At 71.5% G+C, this 23,265-nt stretch carries 15 protein-coding genes; 6 read left to right on the top strand and 9 right to left on the bottom strand.

Annotated features, from left to right (window positions below):
* Positions 1-2 precede the first annotated feature (2 nt).
* From tolQ to FFT10_RS02100, 9 genes are read right to left on the bottom strand one after another with little or no spacing between them, the layout of a single operon-like run.
* Positions 3-689 (bottom strand): protein TolQ, encoded by a 687-nt coding sequence (gene tolQ / locus FFT10_RS02140; RefSeq protein WP_137731113.1) that lies wholly within the window; start codon positions 687-689, stop codon positions 3-5.
* Positions 686-1,108, bottom strand: a complete 423-nt coding sequence (ybgC, locus tag FFT10_RS02135) for a tol-pal system-associated acyl-CoA thioesterase (protein ID WP_137731112.1) — start codon at positions 1,106-1,108, stop codon at positions 686-688. Before ybgC ends, tolQ begins: the two co-directional genes overlap by 4 nt.
* A complete protein-coding gene (locus tag FFT10_RS02130; RefSeq protein ID WP_137731111.1) occupies positions 1,105-2,286 on the bottom strand; it encodes a pyridoxal phosphate-dependent aminotransferase in 1,182 nt (393 codons plus the stop codon). Before FFT10_RS02130 ends, ybgC begins: the two co-directional genes overlap by 4 nt.
* Entirely contained in the window at positions 2,283-2,798 is a 516-nt protein-coding gene (gene nusB, locus FFT10_RS02125) for a transcription antitermination factor NusB (protein ID WP_373282448.1), read from the bottom strand. The genes FFT10_RS02130 and nusB overlap by 4 nt, the downstream gene beginning before the upstream one ends.
* Positions 2,799-2,807: 9 nt before the next feature.
* Complete coding sequence (gene ribH, locus FFT10_RS02120) at positions 2,808-3,272, bottom strand: 6,7-dimethyl-8-ribityllumazine synthase (RefSeq protein WP_137731110.1); 465 nt, start codon at positions 3,270-3,272, stop codon at positions 2,808-2,810.
* A 19-nt stretch (positions 3,273-3,291) separates the two neighbouring features.
* Entirely contained in the window at positions 3,292-4,389 is a 1,098-nt protein-coding gene (ribBA, locus tag FFT10_RS02115; protein WP_137731109.1) for a bifunctional 3,4-dihydroxy-2-butanone-4-phosphate synthase/GTP cyclohydrolase II, read from the bottom strand.
* A gap of 58 nt (positions 4,390-4,447) precedes the next feature.
* Positions 4,448-5,218, bottom strand: coding sequence for an arginyltransferase (locus FFT10_RS02110; protein WP_137731108.1), 771 nt, complete (start codon positions 5,216-5,218; stop codon positions 4,448-4,450).
* Complete coding sequence (gene aat, locus FFT10_RS02105; protein WP_137731107.1) at positions 5,215-6,024, bottom strand: leucyl/phenylalanyl-tRNA--protein transferase; 810 nt, start codon at positions 6,022-6,024, stop codon at positions 5,215-5,217. The genes FFT10_RS02110 and aat overlap by 4 nt, the downstream gene beginning before the upstream one ends.
* Positions 6,025-6,040: 16 nt before the next feature.
* Positions 6,041-6,805 carry an SDR family oxidoreductase gene (locus FFT10_RS02100; protein ID WP_137731106.1) on the bottom strand — a complete coding sequence of 255 codons (765 nt, stop codon included), beginning with the start codon at positions 6,803-6,805 and terminating at the stop codon, positions 6,041-6,043.
* Between the two features lie 123 nt (positions 6,806-6,928).
* Here FFT10_RS02100 and FFT10_RS02095 point away from each other — a divergent pair, with 123 nt between their 5' ends.
* The 6 genes from FFT10_RS02095 to FFT10_RS02070 all read left to right on the top strand — a co-directional run bounded on the left by FFT10_RS02095 (position 6,929) and on the right by FFT10_RS02070 (position 23,243).
* On the top strand, positions 6,929-7,837 hold the full coding sequence (locus FFT10_RS02095) for an SDR family NAD(P)-dependent oxidoreductase (RefSeq protein WP_137731105.1): 909 nt from the start codon (positions 6,929-6,931) through the stop codon (positions 7,835-7,837).
* A gap of 16 nt (positions 7,838-7,853) precedes the next feature.
* Positions 7,854-8,801 (top strand): alpha/beta fold hydrolase, encoded by a 948-nt coding sequence (locus tag FFT10_RS02090; RefSeq protein WP_137731104.1) that lies wholly within the window; start codon positions 7,854-7,856, stop codon positions 8,799-8,801.
* On the top strand, positions 8,798-10,087 hold the full coding sequence (locus tag FFT10_RS02085; protein ID WP_137731103.1) for a TetR/AcrR family transcriptional regulator: 1,290 nt from the start codon (positions 8,798-8,800) through the stop codon (positions 10,085-10,087). Before FFT10_RS02090 ends, FFT10_RS02085 begins: the two co-directional genes overlap by 4 nt.
* Positions 10,084-11,190, top strand: coding sequence for a phosphotransferase (locus FFT10_RS02080; RefSeq protein WP_137731102.1), 1,107 nt, complete (start codon positions 10,084-10,086; stop codon positions 11,188-11,190). The genes FFT10_RS02085 and FFT10_RS02080 overlap by 4 nt, the downstream gene beginning before the upstream one ends.
* Positions 11,191-11,485: 295 nt before the next feature.
* Positions 11,486-19,915: an SdrD B-like domain-containing protein gene (locus FFT10_RS02075; protein ID WP_137731101.1), complete on the top strand. Its 8,430-nt coding sequence runs from the start codon at positions 11,486-11,488 to the stop codon at positions 19,913-19,915.
* Positions 19,902-23,243, top strand: coding sequence for a hypothetical protein (locus FFT10_RS02070; RefSeq protein ID WP_137731100.1), 3,342 nt, complete (start codon positions 19,902-19,904; stop codon positions 23,241-23,243). Before FFT10_RS02075 ends, FFT10_RS02070 begins: the two co-directional genes overlap by 14 nt.
* Positions 23,244-23,265: the final 22 nt, after the last annotated feature.

The raw sequence follows: 23,265 nt of genomic DNA, 5'->3' as shown, positions 1-23,265 counted from the left end.
GCCTAGCGCCCCGGCGCCGGCGGCTGGCCGGCATTGCGCTGCAGGATGTTGGAGAACTCCTCGATGAAGCTCTCCAGCTGGATGGCGATGCGGTCGATGTCGCGGGCGAAGCGGTTGTAGGCCACCACCGCCGGGATGGCGGCAAACAGGCCGATGGCGGTGGCCACCAGCGCCTCGGCGATGCCCGGCGCCACCGTCGCCAGCGTCACCTGCTGCACATTGGCCAGGCCCACGAAGGCATGCATGATTCCCCACACCGTGCCGAACAGGCCCACGTACGGGCTGACCGAGCCCACGCTGGCCAGGAAGCCGACGTTGCCCTCGATCACGTCCAGCTCGCGCTGCAGGCTGGCGCGCATGGCGCGGCGGGCGCCGTCGAGCTGGGCGCTGGCTTCCTGCCGGCGCTCGCGCAGCTTCAGGAACTCGCGCATGCCGCTGGCGAAGATGCGCTCCATCGGCGCGCTGTCGGCCTTGCCGCTGGCGGCGCTGTAGAGGTCGTTGAGGTTCTTGCCCGACCAGAACTCGCGTTCGAAATCGTCGTTGCCGCGGCGCAGGCTGCGCAGGCTGAACACCTTGCCGAAGATCACCGTCCAGCTGGCCAGCGAGGTGAGCAGCAGCCCGGCCATCACCAGCTGCACCACCAGGCCGGCCTGCATCACCAGGGTGATGATCGAAAAATCCTGGTTCATCGTGGCAAGACCTGGGTCACGGGTTCGGGAAAGCGGCGCGGGCGGAAACTCTGCGCATCGACACAGCCGATGCGGATGCGGCCCTCGCACAGCAGCACGGGTGCGGCATCGCCGGCATTGTGGCGCCAGGCATGTTGCTGCAATGTCATCGAGGCACGGCCGGTGTCCACCGGTTGCACCGTCACCGTCAGCAGGTCGTCCAGCCGGGCCGGTGCCAAGTAGCGCAGCGCCGTGTCGCTGACGATGAAGATGGCGCCGGTGGCCTCGCGCAGCGCCTGCTGGCCCAGGCCCAGGGCACGCAGCCATTCGGTGCGGGCACGCTCGAAGAACTTCAGGTAGTTGGCATAGAACACCACGCCGCCCGCGTCGGTGTCTTCCCAGTACACCCGCACGGTGTGCTGGAAGGCCGGTGCCGTCATGCCAGCACCCGCCGCAGGCGGTGCAGTGCCTCGTCCAGCTTGTCCTGGCTGCTGGCGAAGGACAGCCGCAGCCAGCGCTGCGGGTCGGCGCGGCCGAAGTCGCGGCCCGGCGTCAGCGCCACATGGGCGCTGTCCATCAACCCGAAGGCGAAGTCCCAGCTGTCGGCGTGGTGGGCGCTGCAGTCGATGTAGGCGTAGAACGCGCCGTCGGGCTCCACCGGCACGCGCAGGCCCAGGGCGTTGAGCGCCGGCACCACCTTGTCGCGCCGGGCGCGGAACTCGGCGCGGCGGCGTTCGTACTCGGCGATCGATTCGGCCTGGAAGCAGGCCAGCGCCGCATGCTGGGCGATGGTGCTGGCGCAGATGAACAGGTTCTGCGCCAGCCGTTCCATCGGTGCCACCATGGCCGGCGGCAGCACCAGCCAGCCCAGGCGCCAGCCGGTCATGTTGAAGTATTTGCTGAAGCTGTTGACGCTGACGATGTGCTCGCCCAGCTGCAGCGCACTGTGGCCGAAGGTGTCGTCGTAGCTCAGGCCCAGGTAGATCTCGTCGACGATGGTCACGCCGCCCTGGCCGCGCACCACCGTGTCGATGCGCCGCAGCTCATCGGGGTGGATGGACGTGCCGGTGGGGTTGGACGGGCTGGCCAGCAGCACGCCGCAGGTGGCCGGCGTCCAGGCCTGGGCCACCGCCGCCGCATCCAGCTGGAAGCGCTGGGCCGCGGTGGTGGGCAGCAGCCGCGCCACCGCATCGGCCGCCGCCACGAAGTGCCGGTTGCAGGGGTAGCTGGGGTCGGGCATCAGCACCTCGTCACCCGCCTCGAACAGTGCCAGGCAGGCCAGCTGCAGCGCAGCTGAGGCGCCGGCCGTGACCATGATGCGCTCGGCGCTGATCTGCAGGCCGAAGCGTTGTGCATACCAGCCGCTGATGGCCTCGCGCAGGGCCGGCAGGCCCAGGGCGTCGGTGTACTGGCTGCGCCCGTCGCGGATGGCGCGCTCAGCGGCTTGCTGCACCAGCGGCGGTGCGGTGAAGTCGGGCTCGCCGATGTTCAGGAACAGCATGCGCTCGCCGCCGCGGGCCGGATCACAGGCCGGGCTGGCGGCGATGCGCTGCGCCGCCTTGGCGCACTCCATCACGTAGAACGGCTCGATGTGCCCGAGCCGGCCGGCGAGCTTCATGCGCCCCGGCGCGCCGCCTGGCGCGCAGCCACTTCCACCGGCCGCAGGTCGGCGGCGCACTTGTCGAGCACGCCGTTGACGTACTTGTGGCCATCGGTGCCGCCGAAGGCCTTGGCCAGTTCCACCGCCTCGTTGATCACCACGCGGTAGGGGATGTCGATGCAGTGGGTCAGCTCGTAGACGCCGATCATCAGCACGCCATGCTCGACTGGCGACAGATCCTTCGTGCGCCGGTCCACATGCTTGGCCAGCGCCGCATCCAGCGCCGCGGCCTCGGCGATGCCGCCGTGCAGCAGGGCGTCGAAGTGCATGCGGTCGAACTTGTCGAAGCCGTCGTGCTCGGCCAGGTGGGCCTCGATCTCGGCGCCATCGGCACCGCTGATCAGCCACTGGTACAGGCCCTGCAGCGCCAGTTCACGTGAACGGCGGCGGGCGGAGGTGCCTTGCGGCTTGCGGGCGGCCTTCTTGGCGGGCGCCGGTGCCGGCAGGTCAGGAGGGGCAGAGTCGGTCACGGTGCGTCTTCAGCCCAGGTCATTCAGAAGGTTGGCCATCTCGACGGCCACACGGGCGGCGTCGCGGCCCTTGTCTTCGGCGCGGGCCCAGGCCTGGGCCTCGTTCTCGACCGTGAGGATGGCATTGGCCACCGGCAGGCTGGCATCCAGCGACACCCGGCTGACGCCGGCGCCGCTTTCATTGGCCACCAGCTCGAAGTGGTAGGTCTCGCCGCGGATGATGCAGCCCAGCGCGATCAGCGCGTCGAAGTCTTCGGTGTCGGCCAGCGCCTGCAGGGCCACCGGCACCTCCAGCGCGCCGGGCACGGTGACATGGCGGATGTTGGCGGCCGGCACGCCCAGCGCGGCCAGTTCGGCCAGGCAGGCCTCGGCCAGCTTGCCGGTGATGTCGGCATTGAAGCGGGCCTGCACGATGGCGACCGACAGGCCGCTGCCGTCCAGGTTGACGGCCTCGCCTTGGTTGGCGTGTTGCATGGATGCTTTCGGGGAAGGGTCAGCGGTCGGCGGCCTGGAAGCTGGTGACTTCCAGTCCATAGCCGGCCATGCTGGGCATGCGCCGCGGGCTGCCCAGCAGCTTCATCTTGCGCACACCCAGCTGGCGCAGGATCTGTGCGCCCACGCCGTAGGTACGCAGGTCCATCTGCATCGGCCGCGGCGGGCGGCTGGCCTGCTGCGGCAGCACCTGCGGCATCAGCGTGGCGATGTCGGTGCCGCAGTTCAGCAGCACCGCCACGCCGGCCGGCGCCGCCTGGATGGCCGCCAGCGCGGTGGGCAGCGGCCAGCTGTGGGCGCTGCGGCCCACATCGAGCAGGTCCATCGCGGTGAAGGGCTCATGCACCCGCACCAGCACCTCGTCGTCAGGCTGCCAGGTGCCCTTGCGCAGGGCGATGTGCAGGCCGCCGGAATGGTCGCGGAAGGCCTGGCAGATGAAATTGCCCTGGGCGGTCATCAGGCCGCGTTCGCCCAGGCATTCGATCAGCGTCTCGTTGTGCGAGCGGTAGGCGATCAGGTCGGCGATGGTGCCGATCTTCAGGCCGTGCTGCTGCGCGAACACCTGCAGCTCGGGCAGCCGGGCCATGGTGCCGTCGTCGTTCATGATCTCGCAGATCACCGCCGCGGGCGTGCAGCCGGCCATGGCGGCCAGATCACAACCGGCCTCGGTGTGGCCGGCGCGCATCAGCACGCCGCCGTCCTGCGCCTGCAGCGGGAAGATGTGGCCGGGCTGCACCAGGTCGGTGGGCTGGGCGTCCTTGGCCACCGCGGCCTGCACCGTGCGGGCGCGGTCGGCCGCGCTGATGCCAGTGGTGACGCCGGTGGCCGCCTCGATCGAGACGGTGAAGGCCGTGCCGTGCACCGTGCCGTTGCGGGTGGCCATCGGCGGCAGCTGCAGGCGCTCGCAGCGCTCCTTGGTCAGCGTCAGGCAGATCAGGCCGCGGCCATGCTTGGCCATGAAGTTGATGGTCTCGGCCGACACATGGTCGGCGGCGAGCACCAGATCACCTTCGTTCTCGCGGTCTTCCTCGTCGACGAGGATGACCATGCGGCCGGCGGCCAGCTCGGCCACGAGTTCGGGAACAGGGGAAAGTGCCATCCCTCGATTGTAGGCGGGCGGGTGTGGCGAGGCTGGCCACCGCCGGGCATGGCCGGGGTCAGTCCGGGGACTGGCTGGGCGGTTGCGGCTCAGGCCACTCCCAGCCGCGCTCGGTCAGCAACTGGTGCGGCCCGAAGCCGGCCTTGTAGGCCATCTTGTCGCTCTCAGCGATCCAGTAGCCCAGGTACAGGTGCGGCAGCTTCAGCAGGCGGATCTGGTCGATCTGCCACATCACGCCATAGGTGCCCAGGCTGCCCTTCAGATCGGGGTCGTAGAAGGTGTAGACGGCCGAGATGCCGTCATTGAGCACATCGACGATCGACACCATGCGCAGCGTGCCGGGGGTGGTGCTGCCCTCGGGCGCGGGGTCACGGAACTCGACCAGGCGGGAATTGACCCTGCTCTGCAGCAGGAACTGGGTGTACTGGTCGATGCTGTCGTGGTCCATGCCGCCACCGGCATGGCGGCCGGACTGGTAGCGCAGGTAGAGCTGGTAGTGCTCGGGCACGAAGCACAGGCGCAGCACCCGGGTCTTCAGGTGGCCGTGGGCCTTGAGCGCGCGGCGCTGGCTGCGGGTGGGCACGAAGGTGGCCACCGGCACGCGCAGCGGCACGCAGGCGCGGCAGCTGTCGCAATAGGGCCGGTAGGTGAACATGCCGCTGCGCCGGAAGCCATTGGCCACCAGGCCGGAATAGGCATCGGCGTGGATCAGGTGGCTGGGCGTGGCCACCTGCGAGCGCGCCATCCGGTCCGGCAGGTAGCTGCACGGATACGGTGCCGTTGCATAGAACTGCAACGACGATAGCGGGAGCTCCTTCGGGTGGGTCACGCGGGCGGGGTGGGGAGGGTGGTGGGGGTGGTGGGCGGCGCGGCGTCGCCGTCGGCCGGCGGGCCCAGATCCAGCTGCGCCCACAGCCCCGGATGATAGGCCCAGGCCCCAGGCGGGCTGCCCCCCAGCGTGCGGGACAAATGCGCTTCAAATTCGGTTCTGGGGATCTGCCGGGCACCGAAGCTGGCCAGATGCCGGGTGTGCTGCTGGCAGTCGATCAGCATGATGCCGTGGGCGCGGCAGAAGGCCACCAGCGCGGCCAGCGCGATCTTGCTGGCATCGGTGCGGTGGGCGAACATCGATTCGCCGAAGAACATCCGGCCGATGCCCACGCCGTAGAGCCCGCCCACCAGCTGGCCGTCGATCCAGGTCTCCACGCTGTGCGCCCGCCCCAGTTGGTGCCAGGCGGTGTAGGCGTCGAGGATGTCGTCGACGATCCAGGTGCCGTCCTGGCCCTCGCGCGGAGTGGCGGCGCAGGCCTGCATGACCTGGCGGAAGGCGCTGTCGATGCGGATCTCGCAGCCGGTCGTGCGGATGAAGCGCCGCAGCGTCTTGCGCAGCGAGTGCGACAGCCTGAACTCGGCCACCGGCAGCACCATGCGCGGGTCGGGCGCCCACCACAGCGGCGGGTCGCCCGGGCTGAACCAGGGAAAGATGCCCCGCCGGTAGGCCTCTTCCAGCCGTTGCGGGGTGACGCTGCCGCCGGCGGCCAGCAGGCCGGGCGCCTCGCTGCTCTCGCCCAGCGCCATCGCCGTGGGCGGCAGCGGGCTGCGGTCGTCGATCCAGATGAGGGAGTTGCCGGCCATGTGGCCGGCATCGTACCTAGATGGTCACGCCACCGTCGATGACCAGGCTCTGGCCGGTCATGAAGCGGCTGGCCGGCGCGGCCAGGTAGACCGCGGCGCCGGCGATTTCGTCCGGGTCGCCGATGCGGCGCAGCGGCGTCTCGGCATTGCGGGCGGCCAGCTGCTCGGGGTTGTCCCACAGGGCCTTGGCGAAGTCGGTCTTGATCAGGCCGGGGGCGATGCAGTTGACGCGGATGTTGTCCGGCCCCAGCTCGCAGGCGAGGTTGCGGGCCAGCTGCATGTCGGCGGCCTTGCTGATGCAGTAGGCGCCAATCACGGTGGAGCCGCGCAGGCCGCCGATCGACGACACGATGACGATGCTGCCCTCGCGCCGGGCGCGCATCTGCGGCGCCACCATCTGCACCAGCCAGTTGTTGGCGACGATGTTGTTGTCCAGGATCTTGCGGAAGGGCTCGTCGCCGATCTCCAGCTGCGAGCCGTAGTAGGGGTTGCTGGCGGCATTGCACACCAGGGTGTCGATGCGGCCCCAGGTGGACAGCGTCTTGTCGACCAGGCCCTGCAGCGCCGCCTTGTTGCTGATGCTGGCGGCATGGGCGATGGCGGTGCCGGCGCCGTGGCGGTCGTTGATGACCTTGGCCACCTCGTCGCAGGCCTCCTGCTTGCGCGAGGAGATCACCACCTTGGCGCCATGCTCGGCCATGCGCTCGGCAATGGCCCGGCCGATGCCGCGGGACGAGCCGGTGATCAGGGCCACCTGGCCTTGCAGGTTGAAGAGATTCATGGGGATTCCTCGGGGTGGGTGGATTAGGGTTTGCCACACCGATCTTTCCAAGGGTTGGTCCAAGCCGCCATCGGTACTTACGGTATAACCGGCGGCCGTTCCATACCCAAACACCAAAATTCCATGACCCTCGAGTTCAGCGGCCGCGTGGCCATCGTCACTGGCGCGGGCGGCGGCCTGGGTCGCGCCCATGCCCTGGCCCTGGCGGCGCGCGGCGCCAAGGTGCTGGTCAATGACCTGGGCGGCACCACGGCCGGCGACGGCGGCTCGCCCACCGCGGCGCAGGCGGTGGTCGATCAGATCGTCGCCGCCGGCGGCCAGGCGCTGGCCAACGGCGCTTCGGTCACCGACCCCGCGGCCGTGGCGGCGATGGTGCAGCAGGCCATCGACGCCTGGGGCCGGGTCGACATCCTGGTCAACAACGCCGGCATCCTGCGCGACAAGAGCTTTGCGAAGATGCCGCTGGAGGATTTTCGCGCGGTCATCGACGTGCACCTGATGGGCGCGGTGCACTGCTGCCAGGCGGTGTGGCCGCACATGGTGGCGCAGAAGTACGGCCGCATCGTGATGACGACCTCGTCGTCCGGCCTGTTCGGCAACTTCGGCCAGGCCAACTACGGCGCCGCCAAGATGGCCCTGGTGGGCCTGATGCAGACGCTGTCGATCGAGGGCGCCAAGAGCGACATCCGCGTCAACTGCCTCGCCCCCACCGCCGCCACCCGCATGACCGAAGGCCTGCTGCCGCCGCCGGTGCTGGCGGTGCTGACGCCCGAGGCGGTGGTGCCGGCCCTGCTGGTGCTGGCCTCGCAGGATGCCCCCAACCGCACCATCGCCTGCGCCGGCGCCGGCACCTTCGAGGCAGCCCACATCACGCTGACCACCGGTCTGCACCTGGGCAGCGGGCCCGACACGCCGGAGCAGCTGGCCGCCGCCTGGGCCCAGGTCAGTGATCGCAGCGGCAGCCAGGTGCCGGCCAGCGGCGCCGCGCAGGGCCAGAACGAGGTCACGCAGGCGATGGCGGCGCGCCGCTGAGGCGCGGCCGCCGGTCATGAACGCCCACCGCGCGCATCCGCCGCAATTCCCGCCGCCGCTGGCGCCGTTTGCCGGTGCCGTGCCGCCGGCGCCCAGCTGGTTCCAGCAGGCGCTGGCCGATGCACCCGAGCGCCGCTTCGTCACGGTGCAGGGCGCGCCGATCGAGGTGCTGGCCTGGGGCGCCACCGGCGCGCCGGGCCTGCTGCTGCTGCACGGCAACAGCGCCCATGCCGACTGGTACAGCTTCGTCGCGCCGCTGCTGCGGGCCGGCCGGCGGGTGGTGGCGATGAGCTTCTCCGGCATGGGTGGCTCGGGCTGGCGCACCCAGTACAGCGTGGCCCAGTGGGCCGACGAAGCCCTGGCGGTGGCCGAGTCCACCGGCCTGTTCGACAGCCCGGTGCCGCCGGTGGTGGCCGCGCACTCCTTCGGCGGCTTCGTGCTGATGAACCTGGCATCGCGCCATGGCCAGCGGCTGGGCCGGGCGGTGATCGTCGACACGCCGCTGCGGCCGCCGGCGCGGGCCGAGGCGCGGCGCAGCCGGCCCGAGCTGCTGCGCTCGGCCAAGGTGTACGCCAGCGAGGCGGAGGCACTGCAGCGCTTTCGCCTGCTGCCGCCGCAGGGCTGCGCGCACCCGTTCATCGCCGACCTGATCGCCCGCCGCGGCCTGAAGCAGACCACCGGTCCCGATGGCCGGCCGGGCTGGGTGTGGCGCTTCGACCCGTTCCTGTTCCGCCACTTCGCCTTCGGCCGGCCGCTGAAGGAGCTGCGCGCCGCCCAGTGCCCGGTCACCCTGGTGCGCGGCGGCCGCTCGCGCCTGGTCACGCCCGAGCTGATGCAGCTGGCCCTGCAGCATGCGCCGGCCGGCACGCCGCTGCGGGAGGTGCCCGATGCCGACCACCATGTGATGGTCGACCAGCCGCTGGCGTTTGCCGAGCTGCTGGCTGAACTGGTGCCTGCGGCATGACATCCGGAAGCACCCTGCGCTTCGCCGAGAAGCGCGAGCTGATCCTCGATGGCGCGGCACGGCTGTTCAACCGCCGCGGCATCAAGGCCGGCACCCTGTCCGAGGTGGCGGCCAGCGTGGGCCTGGCCACCAACAGCCTGACCTATTACTACCGCAAGAAGGAAGACCTGGTCGTCGCCTGCCTGATGCGCAGCATCGCCGCGCTGGACGGCGTCATCGCCGATGTCGATGCCCGCGTGCCGCCAGGTGACCTGGCCGGCCGGGTGCGGGCGCTGGTGCAGGGCTATGTGGCCATGCTGGCGGCCATCGAGGACCGCCTGCGCCCGGCGCTCATCTTCTTCGGCGACATGCGGGCGCTGCCGCAGCCGCAGGCCGAGCCGGCCTTTGCCGCCTATGTGGCGATGTTCCGCCGCCTGCGCGGCCTGCTGCATGCCGGCGGAGCGGGTGCCGACGTGGCCTTGCCGGTCGTGGGCAGCGCGGCGCGGCGGGCGCTCAATGCCCGCTGCCATGGCCTGCTGTCGCAGCTGCTGTGGGCGAGGGCCTGGCTGGGCCGCTACGAGACCAGCGACTACCCCCGTGTTGCCACGGCCATGGCCGACCTGCTGCTGCACGGCCTGGCCGCGCCCGACCAGGCCTGGCCTGCCGCGCCGCTGCCGGCGCCCGACCTGCCGCCGGCCGATGCCCCCGACAGCGACAACGCCACCCGCGAGGCCTACCTGCGCACCGCCACCCGGCTGGTCAACGACCACGGCGTGGGTGGCGCATCGGTGGAGCGCATCGCGGCCACGCTGGAACTGACCAAGGGCTCGTTCTACCACCACCACGACACCAAGCACGAGCTGATCGACGACTGCTTCGAGCGCAGCTTCGCGCTGATCCGCGGCGTGCAGTGGGCCGCGCTGGGCGAGGCCGCGGTGCGCAGCGCCAACGGCTGGCAGACCCTGCTGGCCGCCACCCTGCCGCTGATGGCGCTGCACACCTCGCCCCAGGGCCCGCTGCTGCGCCTGACCGCCTGGACCGAGTTGCCCGGCGCGTTGCGCTGGCAGAAGTACATCACGATGAACCGCCTGGGCGAGCGCTTTGCCGCGATGGTGGTGGCCGGCCAGGCCGACGGCAGCATCCGCCTGGTCGATCCGGCCGTGGCCGCGCAGCTGATCGCCGGCTTGATCAACGCCTTGTCCGAGGTGGAGCACTGGCTGCCTGGCGACGGCCCACCCGCGCTGCAGCCCCTGCTGGCCCGCCCCCTGCTGATGGGCCTGCTGGCCCCGCCCCTGGAAACCCCATGACCGCAACCGACACCAACCACCACAACTTCGCCCAGTTCACCGGCACCCGCCCGGTGGCGCCGCAGCACGCCTTCGATGTCGACAAGCTGGCTGCCCATCTGCATGCCCACATGCCGGCGCTGGCCGCCGGCCCGCTGCAGGTGGCGCAGTTCAAGGGCGGGCAGAGCAACCCCACCTTCATGCTCACCGCCGACGATGGCCAGCGCTATGTGATGCGGCGCAAGCCGCCGGGTGTGCTGCTGCCCTCGGCGCATGCGGTGGACCGCGAGTTCCGCGTCATCAGCGCGCTGGCGCAGACCGACGTGCCGGTGGCCCGCACCCATGTGCTGTGCGAAGACCCGGACGTGATCGGCACCGCCTTCTATGTGATGGACTGCGTCGACGGCCGCGTGCTGTGGGACCCGACCCTGCCCGGCATGACCCCCGCCGAGCGCAGCGCCATCTATGCCGAGCTGAACCGGGTGATCGCCGCGCTGCACCGGGTCGACCCGCTGGCCATCGGCCTGGCCGGCTACGGCAAGCCCGAGGCCTACCTGGCGCGCCAGGTGCGCCGCTGGACCCAGCAGTACCGCGCCGCCGAGACCGAGACCATCCCGGCGATGGAAGCGCTGATCGACTGGCTGCCGCAGCACCTGCCGCCCGAGGGGCCGGTGCGCATCGTGCATGGCGACTACCGGCTGGACAACGTCATGTTCCACCCCACCGAGCCGCGCATCCTGGCGGTGCTGGACTGGGAGCTGTCCACGCTGGGCGATCCGCTGGTCGACTTCGCCTACCACTGCATGACCTGGCACATGACCAACGGCCCCACCAGCCGCGGCCTGGCCGGGGCCGACCTGGCGGCGCTGGGCATCCCGGCCGAGCCGGCCTACCTGCAGACCTACCTGCAGGCCACCGGGCAGGGCGGCCGGCAGATCAGTGCCGATGTCTGGGGTTACTACATCGTCTTCAACATGTTCCGCCTGGCCGGCATCCTGCAGGGCATCCTGGGGCGGGCGCTGCAGGGCAATGCCAGCAACGCGGCGGCGCTGGAATCCGGCAAGCGGGCGAAGCCGCTGGCCGAACAGGCCTGGGCGCTGGCCCGGACCCTGCACCGCGGCTGAGCGGCCGATCGGCGGAAGAACGCACAAACTGCCCAGCATTTCGCAGAATTCAGGCTAAAGCGATCCAGACCTCCCCGCAAGCCATCAAGATCTCCCTGCTGCATTTATCATTTGTGACGGGTGAATCATCATCCAGTGCGGGCTGCAAGGGCCCGCCGAGGTGCACAGCGCAGACAGGGCGCGTCGAGGGGATCTCTTGGGAACAGGCAACGGCACGGCGCAAGCCGGGTGGACCACTGCGGCTGACGCGGGGCAGGGCGGGCAGGTGGCGGGCTGGGCACGGCGTGCCTGGCGCATGGCCGGCCAGCGGTGGCTGGCACTGGCCGCCGGGCTGCTGCCCGCGCTGGCCCTGGCGGCCGACCCGCAGGTGGCCGCACTGGTCGACAGCCCCGACCCGGTGGCCGCCGGCGGCACCTACAGCTACACCATGCGCATCGACAACAACGCCGTCGACGCCGCCACCAACACCCGCCTGACCTTCACGGTGCCCAGCGGCGCCAGCTTCGTCTCGGCCAGCCCGGCCGGCGCCAACTGCGCGCCCACCAGCGCCACCACGGTGCAGTGCAACCTGGGCACGGTCGGGGCCTCGGGCGCGGACGTGCGCACGGTCGTGCTGACCTGGCGTGCCGTGGTGGCCGGGCCGTCGGTCATCAATGCCAGCGCCACCATCAGCGCCGACAACGACACCAACAGCGCCAACAACACCCAGACCGACTCCACCACCGTCGTCGAGGGCGGCAACCTGGCGCTGACCAAGACCGGCAGCCCCAGCCCGGTGCCCGGCGGCGCCGTCATCACCTACACCCTGACCGCCAGCAACGCCGGCCCGAACGCCGGCGGCGCCATGGTCATCACCGACACCCTGCCGCCGTCGGTGGGTTTCCTGTCGGCTTCGGGCAGCGGCTGGACCTGCAGCCACAGCGCCGGCGTCGTCACCTGCAACCGCAGCGGCACGCTGGCCGTGGGTGCCTCCGCGCCGCCGGTCACCGTCACCGGCCGGGTGACGGCTGCAGGCGGCACCATCACCAACACGGCCTCGGTGGAGCCGGCCGTCGGCGGTGTGCTCGATCCCGTGTCCAGCAACAACGTGGCCACGGTGGACACGCCGGTGATCCCCGGCGCCGACGTGCGCATCGCGCAGAAGTCCGTCACCTCGACCTTGCCGGCCACCGCCGGCAGCAATGTCACGTTCCAGATCCAGCCGCGCAATGGCGGACCGTCGGCGGCGGTGAATGCCGTCGTCACCGACCCCCTGCCGACCGGATGGACCTACGTCTCGGCCACCGGCAACGGCTGGATCTGCGGCGCCACCGGCCAGGTGGTGCGCTGCACCCGCGCCAGCTTCCCGGTCGGCAACACCGACAACATCACCGTGGTGGCCACGGCGCCGGCCACGGTGGCGCCCGGCGGCACCGACTTCACCAACACGGCCAGCATCGCCAGCGACACGCCCGATGGCAACACCGGCAACAACAGCGACTCGGTGAATGTGCCGGTGCGCCCGGACGGCTCCGACCTGCGCCTGTCCAAGACCAAGACGCCCAACCCGGTGGCCCTGGGCTCCGACATGGTGTCGTCCATCACCGTGACCAACGGTGGCCCGCGCGTGGCCAGGGGTCCGCTGCGGGTGGTCGAAGTGCTGTCCGGCGAGACCTTCGTCAGCGCCACCGGCACCGGTTGGTCCTGCAGCCTGGTCAGCGGCGCGGTGGTGTGCGAGCACCCGAACACCGCCAACCTGGCGGTCAACGCGTCCCTGCCAGTGCTGTCCATCACCACCACCGCCACGGTGGCGGGTGCGGCGCGCAACGAGGCCTGCACCGGCGCGTCGCTGCCGGCCGGCGGCCCGGCCGGGCAGGCCAGCCCGCCTGTCGATGGCGATCCCAACCCCGGCAACGACTGCGCCACGGTCAGCGCCACGTCCACCACCATCCGGCCCGACCTGGCCATCGCCAAGTCGACCTCCACCCCGACGGGCGGCGACAAGACGGTCGACACCACCGAGGACCGGGTGACCTACACCCTGGTGGTCAGTAACCAGAGCCCGGGCAGCGACGGCGCCACCGGCGTGCGGTTCACCGACAGCGTGCCCGGCTTCCTCACCGGGCGCACCACCTTCGGCGCCTTCACCCCGGTGGTGTCGGCCGGCACGGCCACCTTCAGCTGCAGCGCCAGCGCCAGCGGCACCGTCACCTGCGCGCAGACCGGCGGCACCCTGGCGCCGGGCGAGACCGTCACCGTTCCGGTGGTGGTCATCCGGCCTCTGGCCGATGGCAGCTTCACCAACACCGCCACCGTCACCAATACCGTCGAGGGCGATCCCGACCGCGCCAACAACACGGCGCAGGACACCGTGGTGATCGCGCCCATCGCCGATGTGGAGATGACCGGCAAGTCGGTGACGCCCGGCAGCGTGCGCGCTGGCGAGAACGTCACCTACGTGCTGTCCTACCGCAACAACGGGCCGTCGCTGGCCCAGGGCGTGGTGGTGACCGACAGCTTCAGCTTCGGTGCTGGCGACACCGGCTTCACCGTGGTGTCGATCAGTTCCACCCGCGCCGGCTCGACCTGCAGCTTGGCCGCTGGCGCGCAGGTCACGCCGGCCGCGCCGGACTTCAGCTGCACCATCGGCACCCTGGCCAATGGCGACACCCACAGCGTGACCGTGGTGCTGCGGCCCAACTTCATGGCCGGCAACCCGGCGCGAACGGTCACCAACACCGCCACCATCACCACCACCAGCGTCGAGAACCCGGCCGGTGGCAACAACGGCAACAACGCCCGCAACGCGACGCTGACCATCAACCCGGCGCTGCTGAACCTGCTGACCAACAAGACCGACCAGGTCGACCCGGTGCCCTTCTACCTGCCCGGCGAGGGGCCCAGCGGCGGCACCTTCCTGAGCTACCGCGTCACGGTCAGCAACACCGGGCCGTCCTACGGCACCGGCGTGAAGATCTCCGAGGTGATGACGCCGCCGGCCGGCCGCCGCGTGCGCTTCATCTGCGACACCACCACCTACGGCGGCAGCACCTGCAACGCGCCGCCGCTGTGCACGGTGAGCAACGTCGACTCGGCAGCCGGCACCGCGCTGCCCACCTTCACCTGCGATGTGCCGGCCGGCAATGCCACCACCGGCGTGGGCCGCGGCGACCTCGCCTCCGGCCAGTCCAAGCCGATCTTCCTGCGCTTCGAGGCATTGGACCAGCCGGCGCCCGCCGGTGACGTGTTCCGCAACGTGGCCACGGCCAGCGCCAACGAGCCCGACAGCAACAGCACCAACGACAGCGCCAGCGAGCCCACCACCACCCGCCAGCGGGTGGACCTGCGCGTCACCAAGACCGGCAGCCTGCCCACCGCGGCGCTCAACCAGCCGTTCACCTGGACCATCACCACCGAGAACCGCGGTCCCGGCAACAGCCTGCAGACCGACCTGACCGACACCTTGCCGGTCGGCGTCGAGCTGACCGGCGCGGTGACCTTCACCCGCAGCTCGCCGGCTGGCAGCGGCACCTGCAGCGTCAGCGGCCGCACCATCAGCTGCAGCCTGGGCCTGCTCAATGCCACGGGCGTGGCCACCGTCACCGTGCCGGCGCGCTTCACCAGCGTGCCCGCCGGCGGCGCCGGCACCAACACCGCCACCGTCGATGTCGACCCCGCCAAGACAGGCGGCATCGACACCCCCGGCGGCAACAACACCGGCACCCACACGGTGAACGTGACGGCCGCCTCGCTGGCCGGCCTGGTGTTCCAGGACACCGACCGCGCCGGCAGCAATGCCGGCACGCCGCAGGCCGCCGGCACCGAGCCGCGCGTCGCCGGCGTGGCCGTGCGCCTGACCGGCACCGACGCCTTCGGCAACCCCATCGACCGCAGCACCACCACCGCGGCCGACGGCAGCTACAGCTTCGACAACCTGCCACCGTCCGACGGTACCGGCTACACCGTCAGCCAGACACAGCCCGCCGGCCTGGGCAACAGCCCGGCATCGCCGCCCACCAGCGGCGGCCTGGCGCCTTCTGCTGGCGGCAGCTACAGCGCCGGTGGCGGCAGTGGCAACAGCAGCTATTCCGGCGTGGTGCTGGCGGGCAGCACCGCTGCCACGCAGTACAACTTCCCCGAGGTGCGGCAGCCTTCGCTGTCGGGCTTCGTCTATGTCGACAGCAACCTGAACGGCGTGCGTGACGCCGGCAGCGACGTGGCCATCGCCAATGCCACGGTGCGCCTGCTGAACGCCGGCACCGGTGCCGTGGTGGCCACCACCACCACCGATGCCAGCGGTGCCTACAGCTTCGGCACCCTGGACCCGGGCGTGCTCTACACGCTGGAGGAGCCGCTGCCGTCCAGCCCGGCCAATCTGGCCAATGGCCCGGTCAACCCGGGCCTGGTCAACGGCGCGGCCTGCACCAGCGGCTGCACCGCGCAGGCCGACACCCCGGCCGCCGGCACCGACCGCATCACCAACATCGACCTGGGCGGCGGCCTGGACGGCACGCAGTTCAACTTCGGTGAACGGCAGCTGGCCAGCATCAGCGGCCTGGTCTATGTCGACACCGACCGCAACAACGCGCTGGGCGGCGGCGACACCGGCCGCATCCCCGGCGTGGTGGTGCGCCTGGTGCAGGGCGCCGATTGCGCCAGCGGCACCACGCTGCAGACCACCAGCACAGCGGCCGACGGCAGCTACCGCTTCGACAACGTCGTCGCCGGCGCGGCCTACCTGGTGTGCCAGACGCAGCCGGCCGCCTACGGCAACGGCAATGCCAATGGCACGGCCGCCAGCAACAGCATCAGCATCCCGGCGCTGGCCGCGGGCGGCTCTAGCAACAACCTGTTCGGCGAAGTGACCGCATCGCTGGCCGGCACCGTCTACCAGGACAACGGTACCGGCGTGGCCGCGCAGGCCGACAACGGCGTCAAGGATGCGGGCGAGGTGGGCATCGCCAATGTGCCGATCACCGTGACCGGCACCGATGTGCTGGGCAACCCGGTGAGCCGCAGCACCACGACGGACGCCAGCGGCAACTGGCGCATCGACGGCCTGCTGGCCGCCGACGCCAGCGGCTACACCGTGGTCGAGGGCAGCATCCCGCCGGCGTCGGGCAGCTTCCTCGACGGCCGCGAGACGGCGGGCACCGCCGGCGGCAACGCCTCGGCGGTGAACGACCGCATCAGCGCCATCCCGCTGGCCGCCGGCCAGCAGGCCACCGGCTACCTGTTCGGCGAGCTGGGCATCGCGCCGATCAGCGGCACGGTCTACATCGACCTCAACCGCAACACCACGCTCGATCCGGCACCCACCGATGGCCGCATTCCCGGCGTGACGCTGAACCTGGTGCGCGGCACCGACTGCAGCGCCACCCCGGTGGCCACCACGGTGACCGATGCCGCCGGCAACTACAGCTTCAGCGGCGCCGCCGTGGGGCTGACCTACACCATCTGCCAGGTGCAGCCGGCCGGCTATCTGCAGGGTGGCGAGAACCCCGGCGCCGGCAACACCAGCAGCGCCAACGCCATCACCATCGCCAACCTGCCGGTGGCCGGCTCGTCCGGCAACCACTTCGGCGAGATCGCCAGCAACAGCGTGATCGCCGGCAAGGTGTGGCTGGATGCCGACAACGGCGGCACCGTCAATGGCAGCGAGGCCGGCATCGCCGGCGTGGTGGTCGAGCTGAGCGGCACCGACATCGCCGGCAACACCGTCACCCGCAGCACCACCACCGATGCCAGCGGCAACTACAGTTTCGAGGCCCTGCCGCCCGGCACCTATGCCGTGCGCGAGCCGACCCAGCCGGCCGGCACGCTGAACGGCCGCACGGTGCCCGGCAACATCGGCGGCAGTAGCACCGGCACCGCCACGGCACCGGGCACCACGCCCAGCGCCATCACCGGCATCGTGCTGGGGCTGTCGCAGACCTCGGCCGACAACAACTTCGGCGAGCTGCCGCCCGCCCAGGTGGCCGGCCGGGTGTATGCCGACAACAACGACAACGGCAGCATCGACGCGACCGAGTCCGGCCTGGCGGGTGTGGTGATCACCCTCACCGGCACCGACGACACCGGCACACCGGTCACCCGCAGCACCACCACCGGCGCCGATGGCAGTTATGCCTTCGACAACCTGCGCCCGGGCAGCTACGCGGTGACCGAGCCGACCCAGCCCGCCGGCACGGTCAACGGCCGCACCACGCCCGGCACGCTGGGCGGTGCCGCCACCGCACCGGCGGTGGCGCCGTCGGCCATCAGCGGCATCACCCTGCCGCCGGGCGGCCAGAGCACGGCCAACAACTTCGGCGAGATCGGCAATTCGCCCGACCTGCGGGTGGCCAAGTCGCACAGCCCGGCCACGGTGACGGTGAACAACCGCTTCACCGCCACGCTGGCGGTGCGCAATGCCGGCGAGGTGGCCACCACCGGCGCCTACATCGTCAGCGACAAGCTGCTGGCCGGCATGGTGCTGGATGGCACGCCCGCCGGCACCGGCTGGACCTGCACCGGCGCCGCCGGCTCCACGGCCTTCAGCTGCACCAGCAGCACCGTGCTGGCCGCGGGCGCCAACGCCGCGCCGATCACCGCCCCGCTGCGGGTGACGGCCGATGCGCTGGCCAAGTCGCCGCTGCAGAACCTGGTGCTGGTGGAGGGCGGCGGCGAACTGCCGGCCCGCGCGCCCAGCGATGCCGACCGCGCCGCCTTCAACGCCGGCACGGCCGACGCGCTGCCGCTGTGCGACGCCGCCATCCTGCACAACGTCTGCCGCGATCCGGCGGTGGTGCAGGCCAGCGCGTCGATCGCCGGCACGGTCTGGTTCGACGGCGGCAGCACGCCGCGCCAGCTGGATGCCGGCGACACCCGGCGGGCCGGCTGGACGGTGGAGATCGTCGACGCCACCGGCGCGGTGGTGGCCACCACCACCACCGGGGCCGATGGCACCTGGCAGCAGGCCGATCTGCAGCCGGGTGTGCCCTTGCAGGTGCGCTTCCGCCATCCCGAAACCGGCGTGGCCTTCGGCTACCCGGTCAATGGCGACACCGGCCCCGGCTCGTCAGGCGCCACCTGCGAACCGGATGCCGCGGCCAAGGGCATCGCCAGCAGCTGCGCCCACACCCGCGGACAGCCGGTGCTGGATGTGGTGCTGGCCCCGGGCCAGCGGCTGCCGCAGCAGAGCCTGCCGTTGGGCGTGGACCCGAGTGGCGTGCTGTACGACGCCGGCACCCGCACGCCGGTGGGCGGCGGCGTGGTGACGCTGGCCCCCACGCCGGGCACGGTGTGCACCGGCTGGGATCCGCGCACCCAGGTGGCTGGGGCCACCATGGGCGGCTACACCATCAGCGGCAATGGCATCTCGATGCCGGTGGGCAGCGACGGCCTGTACCAGTTCCTGTTCCTGGCCAGCGCGCCGGGCCGCTGCAGCTTCGACATCACGGTCAACCCGCCGGCGGGCTACACCGCGCCGTCGGCGCTGATCCCGGGCAGCACCACGCCGCTGGTGCTGCCGGAAGGCCCGGGCATCTTCGCGGTGCAGCCCCAGCCGGCGCCGCCGCCGGCCGGTGCCAGCACCACCTGGTACACCACGGTGCTGTCGGGCTCGCGCGGGCCGGGCGTCGTCAACAACCACATCCCGCTGGATCCGGTGCTGCCCGGCGGCATCAGCCTGCAGAAGACCGGCGACCGTGCGGTGGCCGAGGTGGGCGACACGGTGCGTTACAGCATCACCGTGCAGCTGACCAGCGGCGCCCGGCCGCGCCAGACCACGGTGATCGACCGCCTGCCGGCCGGCTTCACCTACATCGCCGGCACGGCGATGGTCGATGGTGTGCGGATTGCCGATCCGGTGGGTGGCGTGGGTCCCGTGCTGGCCTTCAACCTGGGGCCGATGCCCGCCACCAACCGCCTGGTGCTGCAGTACCGGGTGCGCCTGGGCGTGGGCAGCCAGCAGGGCGACGGCATCAACCGGGCCCGCGCCCATGCCTGCGGCGTGCCCGCCGGCTGCGTGGGGCCGGACGGCCGCACGCCGATCGCCTCCAGCGTGGCCACCAACGAGGGCCAGCACCGGGTGCAGGTCACCGGCGGCGTCTTCGCCACCGAGGCCTGCGTGCTGGGCAAGGTGTTCGTCGACTGCAACGGCAACCATGTGCAGGACCGGGAAGAGCTGGGCATCCCCGGCGTGCGCCTGCTGCTGACCGACGGCACCCACCTGATCAGCGACAGCGAGGGCAAGTACAGCGTCTGCGGCCTGCCGCCGCGCAGCCATGTGCTGCGCATCGACCCGCACACCCTGCCGCGCGGCAGCCGGTTGACGACCAGCAGCAACCGCAACCTGGGCGAGGCCGGCAGCCTGTGGCTGGACCTGAAGAACGGCGAGCTGCACCGTGCCGACTTCATCGAAGGCAACTGCAGCAACACCGTGCTCGACCAGGTCAAGGCCCGCCGCGCCCAGGGCGAGGTGCGCGCGCCCGAGACCGAGCGGGCTGGCCAGCCGGCGCTGCGCTTCGACAGCAAGGCCCACGGCCTGGACGCCTTCAGCAGCCCGGCCCAGGGCACCGACGGCGCCAACCAGCAGGCCCCCAAGCCGCGTGCCACCGATGCACCGCCCGCCCGCGGCGCCGCCGATGGCACCGAACAGAACCAGCCCACCCCCGCCTTGCCGATGAACCGACCTCCGCCCTCCGGGCGATCCACCAGCCAGGCGCCTGACGCCGACAACGGAGGCCGCGATGCGAAGCGCTGACCGCCGCCCGTTGTTCCGCCGCACCGCGCTGGCGCTGGCCGCGCTGCTGTCGGGCACCGCGGGTGCCCAGATGGCGGCCACGTCGGCCCCGCCTGCGGGCTCGCCCACCGATGTGCGTTACACGCCGGTGGCCGGCGAGGCACCGCTGCTGTACCCGCGCATTCCGGGCACCGATGCCGAGCCCAGCCAGGTGCTGCTGGGCGACACACCGTTTGCGGCCAACGCCGCGGTGGCCCGTATCGTCGTCGAGGTCGACCGCAATGCCGTGCCGGCCGATGGTCAGAGCCCGGTGCAGCTGGTGCTGAAGCTCTACGGCCGCGATGGCCAGCCGCTGAAGACCAGCGCCTTCGTCACCATCGAGCACTCGGGCGGGCGCATCCTGCTGCCCGGCGGCCGCACGGATGAATTCGGCCCCCGCGGCCGCGATGCCGACCGCGCCACCCCGGGCGTGCAGCTGAAGGTGGACGGCGGCACCGCGCGCTTCACGCTGCTGGCGCCCGACCAGGCGCAGGACGTGCGCGTGCGCGTGTCCGCTGGCAGCCAGGAGGCCGCCGGCGTCGTCAGCTTCATCCCCGAGCTGCGGCCGATGGTGGCCGCCGGCCTGATCGAAGGCGTGGTGAACCTGCGCCGCGGTGCGCTGCAGGCCGTGCAGCAGGGCGATGTGTTCGAGCGCGAGATCCAGGCCTGGAGCCGCAGCTTCAACAGCGGCAAGGCCAACGTCGGCGTGCGCACCGCCTTCTACCTGAAGGGCACGGTGCGCGGCGACCTGCTGCTGACCGCCGCCTACGACAGCGACAAGGACACCCGCGCCCGCCTGCTGCGCGACATCCGGCCCGACGAGGTGTACCCGGTCTACGGCGACTCCTCACTGCGCACTGTCGATGCCCGTTCGGGCAGCAAGCTGTTCGTGCGGGTCGACAAGGACAAGAGCTATGCGCTGTTCGGTGACTTCGTCACCGGCGACGGTTTCACCCAGCAGGCAGGGCAGGGCAACAGCGCCAGCCTGAAGCAGCGCAGCCTGGGCCAGTACAACCGCACCGCCACCGGTGTGCGCCTGCACCATGAGAAGGACGGCCTCACCGGCAATGTCTTCGCCTTCCACGACAGCCTGCGCCAGGTGGTGCAGGAGTTCGCCAGCCAGGGCAGCGGCCCGTACGGCCTGCGCAACAACGCGGTGGTCGAGGGCAGCGAGAAGGTGGAGGTCGTGGTGCGCGACCGCCAGCAGCCGGCGCGCATCGTCAGCGTGCGGGCGCTGGCGCGGCTGGTCGACTACAGCTTCGAGCCGTTCTCCGGCCGCATCCTCCTGAACCAGTTCCTGCCGTCGGTCGACGACCAGCTGAACCCGGTCACGCTGCGTGTCAGCTACGAGGTCGACCAGGGCGGCGACGCCTTCTGGGTGCTGGGCGGCGATGCGCAGTGGCGCATCACGCCGCAGGTGGAAATCGGCGGCAGCCTCGTGCAGGACCGCAACGCGCTGGCGCCCTACGACCTGGCCAGTGCCAATGCCACGCTGCGCCTGGGCCCGCGCACCGCGCTGGTGGCCGAGCTGGCGCGCAGCCAGAGCACGGTCAACACCAACCCGACCAACCAGGTCACCTCGCCCGGCCTGGCCGGCCGCACCGGCGAGGTGTCGGGCAACGCCTGGCGGGTGGAACTGGCGCATGAGGGCGAGCAGCTCGATGCACGGCTGTTCGTCGGCCGCTCCGACCCCAGCTTCAACAACACCGCCGCACCGCTGAACGGCGGCCGCGGCGAGGCCCAGGCCCAGGCCAGCTGGCGCTTCGCCGACAGCTGGAAGCTGCAGGCCGATGCCCTGGCCAGCGAAGACCGCAACACCGGTGGCGGCACCCGCAAGGCCGCCGGCCTGGGCCTGCAGTGGCTTGCCAGCGACCGCCTGACGCTGGAGGCCGGCCTGCGCACCCGCCGCGAGACGGTGGGCACCCAGGCCAATGGCTGGTCGACCGTGCCGTTCGGCGACACCAGCGGCCTGTCCGGCAGCATCGTCACCGGCGCGGCCGGCGGCGCGCTGGGCTACGGCAACCAGACCATCGACACCGCCACCGGCCTGCCAGTCATCGGCCAGGGCGGCTTGGCCACGGCGGTCAGCAGCCTGCCGGTGGGCACGCAGCTGCGCAGCGACACCGTGCGCCTGGGGGCAGGCTGGCGCGCCACCGAGCGCTTCAGCCTGGGCGCCGAGGTGGAGGGTGATGTGTCGGGCGACCGCCGTCGCCGCATCGCGCTGGGTGGCGATTACCGGCTGGGCGAACGCACCCGGCTGTACGGCCGCTACGAGCGGCAGAGCGGCTGGGTCAGCCTGGCCGGCGTCACCGAGACCGGCACCCGCGCCAATGCGCTGGTGTTCGGTGTCGATGCCAGCGTGCTGCGCGACACCCAGGTGTTCAGCGAGTACCGCCTGCGTGACGCCATCAGCGGCCGCGACACCCAGCTGGCCTCGGGCATCCGCCAGGGCTTCGACCTGGCCGACGGCCTGCGCGCCACCGCGGCCTACGAGCAGATCCAGGTGCTCAACGGCAACACCGCCAAGGCCCAGGCCATCGCGCTGGGGCTGGACTACACCGCCGATCCGCTGTGGAAGGGCAGCACCCGGCTGGAGCTGCGGCGCAGCGGCGACATCGCCGACACCGCCACCGACGAGCGCTTCATCACCACGCTGTGGCAGGTGATGGCCGCCCGCAAGCTCGACCGCGACTGGACCTTGCTGGCCCGCAACTACTTCCTGCAGACCGACTACGCCGCCCGCGGCGACGTGCTGCAGAACCGCGCGCAGCTCGGCCTGGCCTGGCGGCCGGTGGACCACAACCGCTTCAACGCGCTGGGCAAGATCGAGCACAAGCTGGAGAAGGACGCCAGCCATGCCGCGTCGGGCGAGTTGCAGAGCCGCGCCTGGATCCTGTCGACGCATGCCGACTGGCACCCGTCGCGGCCCTGGTGGCTGACTGGCCGCGTCGCCGGCAAGTGGCAGACCGACACCCTGGAAGCCGGCGTGCGCAGCCGCTTCAACGCCCAGCTGCTGGCCGGGCGGGTGGTCTACGACATCACCGAGCGCTGGGACATCGGTGCCATGGCGGCTGTGCAGCTGGGCCAGCGTGGCGCCCGCCAGCATGCGCTGGGCGTCGAGGCCGGTTACCTGGTGCAGCAGAACCTGTGGCTGTCGGCCGGCTACAACCACAGCGGCTTCCGCGGTGATGCCGACCTGACCGGCTACGAGTACACCCAGCAGGGCGCCTACCTGCGGCTGCGCTTCAAGTTCGACGAGACCCTCTGGCGCACCCGCGACCCGCAGATCAACCGCAGCCTGGACCGCTGAGGCAGCCCATGAGCGAGAACCC

The sequence above is a fragment of the Pseudaquabacterium pictum genome, assembly GCF_005403045.1.
In the GTDB taxonomy this organism is placed as follows: domain Bacteria; phylum Pseudomonadota; class Gammaproteobacteria; order Burkholderiales; family Burkholderiaceae_C; genus Pseudaquabacterium; species Pseudaquabacterium pictum.
The sequence above is the reverse complement of the archived record's forward strand: the minus strand, read 5'-3'. Positions and strand labels throughout refer to the sequence as shown.

Excerpts from the sequence above, each read along its gene's own strand:
- tolQ (WP_137731113.1), bottom strand. The coding sequence starts at position 689 with ATGAACCAGGATTTTTCGATCATCACCCTGGTGATGCAGGCCGGCCTG.
- ybgC (WP_137731112.1), bottom strand. The coding sequence starts at position 1,108 with ATGACGGCACCGGCCTTCCAGCACACCGTGCGGGTGTACTGGGAAGAC.
- FFT10_RS02130 (WP_137731111.1), bottom strand. The coding sequence starts at position 2,286 with ATGAAGCTCGCCGGCCGGCTCGGGCACATCGAGCCGTTCTACGTGATG.
- ribH (WP_137731110.1), bottom strand. The coding sequence starts at position 3,272 with ATGCAACACGCCAACCAAGGCGAGGCCGTCAACCTGGACGGCAGCGGC.
- ribBA (WP_137731109.1), bottom strand. The coding sequence starts at position 4,389 with ATGGCACTTTCCCCTGTTCCCGAACTCGTGGCCGAGCTGGCCGCCGGC.
- aat (WP_137731107.1), bottom strand. The coding sequence starts at position 6,024 with ATGGCCGGCAACTCCCTCATCTGGATCGACGACCGCAGCCCGCTGCCG.
- FFT10_RS02100 (WP_137731106.1), bottom strand. The coding sequence starts at position 6,805 with ATGAATCTCTTCAACCTGCAAGGCCAGGTGGCCCTGATCACCGGCTCG.
- FFT10_RS02095 (WP_137731105.1), top strand. The coding sequence starts at position 6,929 with ATGACCCTCGAGTTCAGCGGCCGCGTGGCCATCGTCACTGGCGCGGGC.
- FFT10_RS02090 (WP_137731104.1), top strand. The coding sequence starts at position 7,854 with ATGAACGCCCACCGCGCGCATCCGCCGCAATTCCCGCCGCCGCTGGCG.
- FFT10_RS02085 (WP_137731103.1), top strand. The coding sequence starts at position 8,798 with ATGACATCCGGAAGCACCCTGCGCTTCGCCGAGAAGCGCGAGCTGATC.
- FFT10_RS02080 (WP_137731102.1), top strand. The coding sequence starts at position 10,084 with ATGACCGCAACCGACACCAACCACCACAACTTCGCCCAGTTCACCGGC.
- FFT10_RS02075 (WP_137731101.1), top strand. The coding sequence starts at position 11,486 with ATGGCCGGCCAGCGGTGGCTGGCACTGGCCGCCGGGCTGCTGCCCGCG.
- FFT10_RS02070 (WP_137731100.1), top strand. The coding sequence starts at position 19,902 with ATGCGAAGCGCTGACCGCCGCCCGTTGTTCCGCCGCACCGCGCTGGCG.